General features: G+C 50.5%; 1 pseudogene. It reads left to right on the forward strand.

Annotated elements, in window-relative coordinates:
• Positions 1-1,364, forward strand: a pseudogene (locus BD847_RS20740) (T9SS type B sorting domain-containing protein); the annotation flags it as partial.

Genomic DNA, 1,364 nt, shown 5'->3' on the forward strand with positions numbered 1-1,364 from the left:
CCGAGTGTTGCAGCCTCAGGACTTATCAGCGGAATGGCCCTTGGCACCCCATATACGGTAACGGCAGGAAATACGGATTGTACTTCTGCATCTTCTGCATCATTCAGCAATGCTGCGAAATTGACAACACCTGCAGTTCCAACAATCACCCCAACGGCGGCTACATGTTCGGCTGACGGATTCTCAACAATCTCGAATTATGTTTCAGGTGTAAGCTACACTTTTGATCCGACAGGACCGAGTGTTGCAGCCTCAGGACTTATCAGCGGAATGGCCCTTGGCACCCCTTATACGGTAACGGCAGGAAATACGGATTGTACTTCGGTTGCTTCAGCTTCATTCAGCAATGCGGCGAAGTTGGCAACTCCTGCGGTTCCGACAATCGCTTCAACAGCGCCTACATGTTCGGCTGACGGTTTCTCAACAATATCGAACTACGTTTCAGGTGTAAGCTATACTTTTGATCCGACAGGACCGAGTGTTGCAGCTTCAGGACTTATCAGCGGAATGGCCCTTGGCACCCCATATACGGTGACGGCAGGAAATACGGATTGTACTTCAGCGGCTTCAGCTTCATTCAGCAATGCAGCGAAGTTGGCAACCCCGGCAGTTCCGACAATCGCTTCAACAGCGCCTACATGTTCGGCTGACGGTTTCTCAACGATCTCGAATTATGTTTCAGGTGTAAGCTATACTTTTGATCCGACAGGACCGAGTGTTGCAGCCTCAGGACTTATCAGTGGAATGGCCCTTGGCACCCCATATACGGTAACGGCAGGAAATACGGATTGTACTTCTACATCTTCAGCATCGTTCAGCAATGCGGCGAAGTTGACAACTCCTGCGGTTCCGACGATCGCTTCAACAGCGCCTACATGTTCGGCTGACGGATTCTCAACAATATCGAACTATGTTTCAGGATTGACCTATACATTTGATCCGACAGGACCAAGCGTGGATACTTCAGGACTTATCAGCGGAATGGCCCTTGGCACCCCATATACGGTGACGGCAGGAAATACGGATTGTACTTCGGTGGCTTCGGCATCGTTCAGCAATGCAGCGAAATTGACAACACCTGCAGTTCCAACAATCACCCCAACGGCGGCTACATGTTCGGCTGACGGATTCTCAACAATCTCGAACTATGTTTCAGGATTGACCTATACATTTGATCCGACAGGACCAAGCGTGGATACTTCAGGACTTATCAGCGGAATGGCCCTTGGCACCCCTTATACGGTAACGGCAGGAAATACGGATTGTACTTCGGTTGCTTCAGCTTCATTCAGCAATGCGGCGAAGTTGGCAACTCCTGCGGTTCCGACAATCGCTTCAACAGCGCCTACATGTTCGGCTGACGG

It is taken from the genome of Flavobacterium cutihirudinis (genome assembly GCF_003385895.1).
GTDB lineage: Bacteria > Bacteroidota > Bacteroidia > Flavobacteriales > Flavobacteriaceae > Flavobacterium > Flavobacterium cutihirudinis.